This is a genomic window from Aeromonas sp. HMWF015, assembly GCF_963878965.1.
Taxonomy (GTDB): domain Bacteria; phylum Pseudomonadota; class Gammaproteobacteria; order Enterobacterales; family Aeromonadaceae; genus Aeromonas; species Aeromonas veronii.
In genome coordinates this window covers 25,910-33,546 of the sequence record NZ_CAWNZT010000188.1, presented here as the reverse complement: position 1 = coordinate 33,546, position 7,637 = coordinate 25,910, and the positions used below count along the sequence as shown (strand labels likewise).

Sequence of the window (7,637 nt, the reverse complement as noted above, 5' to 3'; positions counted from 1 at the left end):
GACAGTGACCCTGCAAAACAGCCTGCGTGACTACCTCAACAGCGGCGATCCGCAACAACTGACCGCTGCGGAGAAGATCCGCCAGCAAGCGCTTTCCTCGCTGGCCACTCAGGATGATGCCGTGGCAGCCCCGCTCAGACAGCAACTCGAACAGATGGCGCAGCGCATCGCACACGACTATCAGGCCGCAGGCAAGCTCTCGGGCAACAGCGAGCTGCTGCTACAAAATGCGGAGAGTGAACTAGGCAGCCAGGCCATGGCGCTGATCCGCTATGGGGAGCAAGGCGCCAGCACGGAACAATCTGCCGCGGCACAACAATATCGCCGCGGTGCGGCCGAGATCCTGGCGGGCCTGCCGCGCCTCGCCCATTTGCGCCAAAGCTATATGGAGCAGGGCAATGAAAAGCTGCTCGAAGGGATCCGCTTCGAGCTGGAGGCACTGCAAAAACAGGCGCAAGCGCTGCAAGCTCTGCCACTGCTCGGCCTGTATGAAGAGGCGCTCGCCGATGAGTTCACCCTGGGGGAGCCGGTGCGCAAGGAGCTGGGAGATCAACCGCGCAGCGAATTACGCTCTCTGCTGGGTCGCTATCCGCAGGAGCTGGCCAACAGCCGCACGGCGCTTCAGCAACAACAGGCTGGCCGCCAGACCGTGCAGCAAGACATCATGGCCATGTTGCAAGCAACCAGACAGATGGGGGAACAACTTGCCCGCGAGCGGCAAGCCGTCAATCAGGAGCTGGCCACCATCCTCGGCACGCTGGCGCTCTGTCTGGTGATAGTCGCCCTGCTGTTTGCGCTGGTGCAACGACGCTGGCTGCTCGCCCCCTTGTTGCGACTGCGCGGAGCCTTTATGCAGCTCGATCAGACGGGGCAGGCCGAGCCGTTGCCTGCCGGGCGCGATCGCAACGAGCTGGCCGATATTGTTGCCAGCTACAATCGGCTGATCGGTCGTCTGCAACTGGACCAGCAACAGAAAGAGGGGCAGCTGTCAGCGGTATCCCTCAGTCTGCAAGAGATGGTCAGTCAGGTTGACGAGATCCACCACAGCACCCGCACCACCGAACAGGTGGTCGACGAGAGCGGCCAGATGATGGATGAGCTGAACCAGCTGGCCGGAGAGGTCCATCAGGTCGCCGCCGACATCGCCCAGCATGCCCACCATAACGAACAGGCGATGAGCCAGAGCGAAGATCTGGTGGGCAGCATGCTGCACGCCACTCATCAGACAGGACTGGCGATTGACGAGAGCGATGAGGCGCTGCAAGCCCTCACTCGCTCGGTTGCCGATGTGACGGCCATTGTCGATGTGATCGGTCATATCGCTCAGCAAACAAACTTGCTGGCTCTCAACGCCGCCATCGAAGCAGCCCGCGCAGGGGAACAGGGACGCGGTTTTGCCGTGGTTGCCGATGAAGTGCGCCACCTCTCGGCCAATACCCAGCAATCCCTCAACCAGATCACCGATATTCTGGGGCGCCTGACCCAATCCGGCGAACAACTTGGCACTGTACTGAACCGGATCACCAGCGAATCAAGCCGCCAGCGGGCGCAGGCGGAACAACTACGCCAGACTACCCAGGCAGTGCGGGAGATCGCCCGCAACACCGCAGTTATCGCACTGCAGGGCGCCGATAACGCCAAAAGTCAGGAACACAAGCTGGCCAGTTTTGCCGATCTGATCACCCGTATCCATCAGCATGCCCGTCAGGTGAGCCAGCTCTCGGTGCAGGTCTCGTCCCATATCCACCATCAGGCGCAGCAGATCCCCCTCATCCTCGGCCAGCAAGGCTGACCCCTATTCGCCCCGCATCCTCACCAGATCACTTTCCCTCAACCAGAGGGAAAGTTTTTTTGTAGCACAAAATTATCTGTTATCGGCAGGTTAACTGACACCTCTTCCCCCGTACCGGATGAAAACCCGCACTGGCGCTGGCTGCGGCCTCAAGAAAACGCTCTCATCACCGTAATACCTGCCATGAGGCTGTTTACGACCTTGCCCATGATTATTTGCACTCGGTCATACTTTTGAAACGTTGAGGGAACTTTTCATTGATATTTCGCACCGCGAACGTACTCTTGGGGTTGTCCGATAGCCAAGAATCGGAACATAAAAAAACAACATGTGATGATCAGGACTGCCAACTACAGATGTGCCAAGACATCCGGGTTTGCAGGTAGCCAAGACAAGATTTTTTGCCCTTCGGGGTTTTGATTGCAATGCCAATACCGAGCGGTAGGCCCGATGCCAACTGCCGGAAAAAAAAGCTAAGTCCATAAAATCAGGAGCAATAAAAATGGAAAAAGTGATCTTCAAGCGCGCCGCTTTGAGTGCCGCTGTGGTAGCCGCTCTGGTCGCCCCCGGTATGGCGTTGGCAGCTCAGGATATGATGAGCCCGGAATACGGCCAGTCCTATGAAACCTTCGTTAAAGACTCCAAACTGACCGGCGGTCTGTTCTACTTCCAGCGTGATCGTCAGCGCATCGATGGTGACCCGACTGCAGCCAAGAAAGAAGGCAAATACCAGTCCAACCTGAGCCATTCCACCGTTCAAGCCGCTCTTAACTTCAACTCCGGTTATGCCTGGGACACCGTAGGTCTGGATCTGGGCGGCTTCGGTGCCTATGACCTGGCCGTTACCGAAAATCACCCGGTCAACCAGGAAAACGAATTCTCCTTCGCTGGCCGTTCTTGGGGCAACAACGCCAAAGATGGCTCCCCTGAAGGTGGTTTCAGCCTCTCCAACGCAGCGATGAAGCTGAAATTCCTGGACGGCGGCATCACTGCCAAGGGTGGTTATACCCAGCTGTATGTCCCTGGCCAAATCGGTGTTAACTGGTCTTATCAGCCGGGTACCTATCGTGGTGGTCAAGTTGAAGGTAACTTCGGTGGCCTCTACCTGACCTACGCCATCGCTGACGAGTACAAGGCCCCCTGGTACAAAGAGACTCAGGTCTTCTCCCGTGCCAAAGCGTGGATGGATCCGTTCGCTGATGAAAACGTCATCGACTACATCCACGGTATTGCAGCCCGTTACACCTTCGAAAATGGCACTGCTGTGACCGGTTCTTTCGGTCAGTCCGAAGGCTACATGGACAGCTACCACTTCAAACTGGCTCACAAGTTTGACGTACTGGGCGGCCTCTCCACCAGCTACCAGTTCTACGGTTCCGAGACCGAGACCTACACCAAGGGCGCTTCCCAGATCGAGACTTATGACGGTCTGGCATGGCAACAAGCTCTGACAGCTGCCTGGGGCATGGGCCCGTACGGCTTCCGTCTGGAAGGTCTGTGGACCAAGGCTGAAGGTGCGGAAGGCAACTACCTGCCCCGTCTGACCCGTGGCTACGCCAACTCCCAGGGTGCCAACGAAATTTGGTGGGACTCCCGCTCTGACTGGAACGCCAACAACGAGAAAGCGCTGTTCTTCGGCGTGACCCGTTCTCTGGATGACCTGGTTGGTGCGCCTGGCTGGTCCGTCGGTGTATCTGGTGCTTACGGTTGGGATATCGAAACCGGTCAAGGCAAGAAAGCAGCCAACGGTGAAGATACCGAATGGGCAGCCAACTTCGATGTCACCTATACCGTGCAGGATGGCAAGCTGAAAGGCACCCTGTTCAAACTGCACTACACCGACTACAACAACGACATCAGCCAGGGCGGCGGTTGGACCGATTACCCCAACATCTTCGCCTCCGAGCACGACGTCAAGTTCCACATCATCATGCCGCTTACCTTCATGTAATCAGGCAATACGATGTCAGCAAACCGGGCCACTTGGCCCGGTTTTCTTTTTGCCGGTTGGCAGGCTAACATGCGAGCCGGATAAGGATTTTATCCGCTCACCAGCCCGCACGCTTTTATCAGCAGTAACAAGGACGCCATCATGCCCCGTTTTGTTTTGATCACCGGTTGTTCCAGCGGTATTGGCCTCGCCGCCGCACAGGCGCTCGGGCAGCACGGTTTTACCGTGATCGCTTCGGCGCGCAAGGCGGAAGATGTGGCCCGTCTGCAGCAACAGGGATTGCTGGCAGTACAGCTGGATCTGGCAGACCCAGCGTCCATCGAACTGGGGGCCAGTGCGGCGCTCCATCTGGCAGGCGGGCGCCTCTATGGCCTGTTCAACAATGGCGCTTATGGCCAACCCGGGGCGCTGGAAGATCTGCCCACCGAGGCGCTCAGGGAACAATTCAATACCAACCTGTTTGGCTGGCACCATCTGATCCGACAGGTGCTGCCGCCGATGCTGGAGGCCAAAGAGGGGCGGATAGTGCAGAACAGCTCGGTGCTGGGACTGGTTGCCATGAAGTATCGCGGCGCCTATAACGCCAGCAAATTTGCGCTTGAAGGTTATAGCGACACTCTGCGCCTCGAACTGGCGGGTAGCGGGGTACATATCAGCCTGATTGAACCGGGCCCCATCGATACCCGTTTTCGTGCCAATGCCCGCAGCGCCTTCTTGCGCCACATCGACCCAGCCCAGAGCCGTCATCAATCGGCCTACCGCCAGACCCTGACGCGGCTGGAAAAAGAGGGGGCCACCAGCGGCTTTACCCTCCCAAGCGAAGCCTGCATCCCGCCGCTGCTCCATGCGCTGACCCACGCCCATCCCAAGGCGCGCTATCCGGTGACCACGCCGACCCGGCTGTTTGCCTTCTTGCGACGGGTATTGCCCACTCGCTGGCTCGACAAACTGCTGGCCAAATCGGCCTGATCCCGTGATTTGCGGTGAGCATCAAGGTGCCTAGGTTGGGTTAGCTGCGTAACGGCATCACCCGTCCCGCCAACCTGGTTTGCCCCTCTCTTCAATAGTGCTCGCCATTGCTGTAGTAGGCGCTCTTGACCAGAGGGATCACCTGCACCACCACATAGGTCTGCTCCCCCAGCACTCGTTTCAAATGGCGCGTGATAAGGCGCGCGGCGGCGTCCTGCATCTCTTGTGGCCGCTCGAACCAGTGCAGCTCGGCAAATGGAAAACCCGCCTCGGGCTCGCCGTTGCGTATCCAGCAGCTATCAATCCGCTCCATGGTGACAAACTCCGGCTTGCCGCCGGTCAGCTCGCAAAGCTCGGCCAGCAGCGGGCCGCTCAGCTGTTGCAGGGTCTCGAGCGTCACGGCGCGAAAACGAAGATGGGGCATGGCAAACCTCTTGGTTATCTGAAATGAGGACTTATCATAGGGGTTATTGTCAGCAAGAGAAGTCACCCGGCGCACATTAAGGATCCCCATGAGATTTCATCGCACCCTCTTTGCCTTCCTGCTCTGCCTGCTGCTACCGCTGCACGCCTTTGCCGATCCCGCCTTCTATCGGGTGAGCAAGGGCAACCAGCAACACTGGCTGCTGGGCTCCATCCATGCGGGCAAGCCAGCTCTCTATCCTCTGCCCGAGCCGGTGGAGCGTGCCTGGCTGCAGAGTCGCGCACTGGTGATGGAGGTTGACATGAACAGCATCACGCCGGATCAGTGGCAACAGACCGGCTCCCTCACCCGACTGGTGGATGGCAAACCGCTCAAGGATCATCTGCCTGCCGAGCTCTATCAACGCACCCTGATGGCAGGTGCCCGCTATGGCATCGACGAGGCGACCCTCGCCACCCTGCGCCCCTGGTTTGCCGCCATTACCCTGACCCAGGCCGCCATGGCCCGATCCGACTTCAAGAGTGAACTCGGGATAGACCAGCACTTTGCCGTCCGGGCCGCCAAAGAGGGCAAACCGGTAGTGGGTTGTGAAACCCTGCTGGAGCAGCTCGGTTATCTGGCCAGCGTGGGTGACAACCAGACCCTGATGCTCGCCAGCACCCTGGATGAGCTACCGATGCTGGAGAGTGGTTTCGCCGCCGTGATGAAGGCGTGGCAGCAGGGGGATGAGGCGACGCTGATCAATCTGCTCAAGGAGGAGATGGCCCCGCCCGCGCTACAAAGCTGGATGGAGCAGACCCTGCTGGCCGAGCGCAACCACAACTGGCTGAAGAAATGGTCCACCCTGCCCAACGAGAGCTTTATCGTGGTAGGCGCCCTCCACCTTTACGGCGAACAGGGGTTGCTGGCGTTGCTGGAGCAGCAAGGGTGGCGCATTACCCCGCTCACCACACCGGGCCCTGTGCAGGCTCGGTAGCAAGGAGTCCAGTGAGAACGATCACAGATCGCGCTGGTTATTAAACAACCTGCAAGGGAGTTGATCGGGATCATCCCGGACGGGGCAAAGAGGTATTTATCATGCCTGTCATCAACCGGGTGACAGGAGCAATAAAATGGACTTTTGGCTGGACCTGATGTTTGGCAACAGCGTGGGATTGATGTCGATGCTGGTGATTATCGGCACCTTCTTGCTCATCAGCTCTTACGCGGCCTACTTCATCTACAAGGTGATGCACTCGCAACCGCCTCATTCACAGCAACCCCATTCTCAACAGCCCAAAGAGGGCAAGTAATCCTCTGACCACAGGCGGCAGTTCACACTGACCGCCTGTGCTGTTTTATGGTTCGCGGCGGTGATTCCCGGGCCAGACTGCAGCAGTGTCCATGCCGGGTGCCCCTTATCCCCTGACCCTTTCCCCGTTTTCTGTGCCGGTTGCGGCCGTTATAATGGCCCCCACTTTTTCTTATGGGGAGCCTGCCGTGTCTCATAACGACGAACTCTCGCTATTTATGAATGAAGTGGCCGACGTTCGGCCCATTCGCAGCGACAACATCCATCCCCATGCCGCCAAATCCGCCCCGACCGAGGCGCAGCTCGCTCGCCGTCAGGCTGCCACCGCCGAGCAACTCGCCCTCGACCACCTCACCATGGAGGCCATCGAGATGCGCGATCCGCACGAAATCATCGGCTTCAAGCGTGATGGGGTGCAGGAGGGGGTCTACAAGAAGCTGCGGCTCGGCAAATACGAGCTGCAGGCCAGCCTGGACTTGCACCAGAAAACCCTCAACGAAGCGCGCCAGACGCTGGTGCAGTTCATTGCGGATTGTGAAGTCCGTGATATCCGCTGCCTGCTGATCCTGCACGGCAAGGGAGAGCGCAGCACCCCGCGCGCCCTGCTGAAAAGCTATGTCAGCGCCTGGTTGCCGCAACTGCCCGCCGTCATGGCGATCCACAGCGCCGAGCGTCGCCACGGCGGCAGCGGTGCTCTATACGTGCTGCTGCGTAAAAGCGAACGCAAAAAAGCGGAAAACCGCGAACGGCACCAGAAGCGGCTCGGCTAATTCCGCGTTTCGCCTCCACGCCTTTGGCCCGCCTGCATGATGGTGGTCAACGATGCTGCGGCGGTGTTAGCATCGAACGGCCCCGAGCATGCCAGGTACGGGGCGGCATACCATCAGGGACGATAACAAGGACAATCCCATGTCATATCAAAAGCTTGAACAACATCAGCAGCAGATCCACCGCTTTAGCCACCTCGCCGCCATCTGCGGCTGGGATCAGGCGGCCATGATGCCGGAAGGGGGCAACGATGCCCGCGCCGAAGCGATGGCCGAACTCGGTCTGCTGATCCACCAGAAGCGCACCGCTCCCGAGCTGGGCGACTGGATTGCCAAGGCCGAGAATGAACCGCTCGATGAAGTACAACGTGCTAACCTCGGCGAGATCAAGCGCCAGTGGCAAGATGCAAGCCTGCTGCCCGGTGAGCTGGTCGAAGCGCTGT

Annotated in this window: 7 protein-coding genes and 1 pseudogene; 7 read left to right on the top strand and 1 reads right to left on the bottom strand. The window is 59.0% G+C overall.

What is annotated here, in order from left to right; all coding sequences use genetic code 11:
* From AACS18_RS09980 to AACS18_RS09970, 3 genes are all read left to right on the top strand, one after another.
* A partial coding sequence (locus AACS18_RS09980) for a methyl-accepting chemotaxis protein (protein ID WP_108612243.1) occupies window positions 1-1,792 on the top strand: 1,792 nt, incomplete at its 5' end.
* Between the two features lie 502 nt (window positions 1,793-2,294).
* Window positions 2,295-3,743, top strand: coding sequence for an OprD family outer membrane porin (locus tag AACS18_RS09975; RefSeq protein WP_005338723.1), 1,449 nt, complete (start codon window positions 2,295-2,297; stop codon window positions 3,741-3,743).
* A 141-nt stretch (window positions 3,744-3,884) separates the two neighbouring features.
* Window positions 3,885-4,712, top strand: a complete 828-nt coding sequence (locus AACS18_RS09970) for an SDR family oxidoreductase (protein ID WP_042054211.1) — start codon at window positions 3,885-3,887, stop codon at window positions 4,710-4,712.
* A gap of 91 nt (window positions 4,713-4,803) precedes the next feature.
* Here AACS18_RS09970 and AACS18_RS09965 read toward each other — a convergent pair whose 3' ends face one another.
* Window positions 4,804-5,136: a DUF1904 family protein gene (locus tag AACS18_RS09965; RefSeq protein ID WP_108612240.1), complete on the bottom strand. Its 333-nt coding sequence runs from the start codon at window positions 5,134-5,136 to the stop codon at window positions 4,804-4,806.
* An 88-nt stretch (window positions 5,137-5,224) separates the two neighbouring features.
* On the opposite strand from AACS18_RS09965, the gene AACS18_RS09960 reads away from it, so the two are divergent.
* The 4 genes and pseudogenes from AACS18_RS09960 to AACS18_RS09945 all read left to right on the top strand — a co-directional run.
* Window positions 5,225-6,112, top strand: a complete 888-nt coding sequence (locus AACS18_RS09960) for a TraB/GumN family protein (protein WP_108612239.1) — start codon at window positions 5,225-5,227, stop codon at window positions 6,110-6,112.
* Between the two features lie 136 nt (window positions 6,113-6,248).
* Window positions 6,249-6,428, top strand: coding sequence for a DUF3149 domain-containing protein (locus tag AACS18_RS09955; protein ID WP_005338733.1), 180 nt, complete (start codon window positions 6,249-6,251; stop codon window positions 6,426-6,428).
* A 187-nt stretch (window positions 6,429-6,615) separates the two neighbouring features.
* Entirely contained in the window at window positions 6,616-7,197 is a 582-nt protein-coding gene (gene smrA, locus AACS18_RS09950) for a DNA endonuclease SmrA (protein ID WP_040068561.1), read from the top strand.
* A 139-nt stretch (window positions 7,198-7,336) separates the two neighbouring features.
* Window positions 7,337-7,637: pseudogene (locus AACS18_RS09945) on the top strand (carboxypeptidase M32); the annotation flags it as partial.

Coding starts and splice junctions, on each gene's coding strand:
- AACS18_RS09975 (WP_005338723.1), top strand. CDS start 2,295: ATGGAAAAAGTGATCTTCAAGCGCGCCGCTTTGAGTGCCGCTGTGGTA.
- AACS18_RS09960 (WP_108612239.1), top strand. CDS start 5,225: ATGAGATTTCATCGCACCCTCTTTGCCTTCCTGCTCTGCCTGCTGCTA.
- AACS18_RS09955 (WP_005338733.1), top strand. CDS start 6,249: ATGGACTTTTGGCTGGACCTGATGTTTGGCAACAGCGTGGGATTGATG.
- AACS18_RS09965 (WP_108612240.1), bottom strand. CDS start 5,136: ATGCCCCATCTTCGTTTTCGCGCCGTGACGCTCGAGACCCTGCAACAG.
- AACS18_RS09970 (WP_042054211.1), top strand. CDS start 3,885: ATGCCCCGTTTTGTTTTGATCACCGGTTGTTCCAGCGGTATTGGCCTC.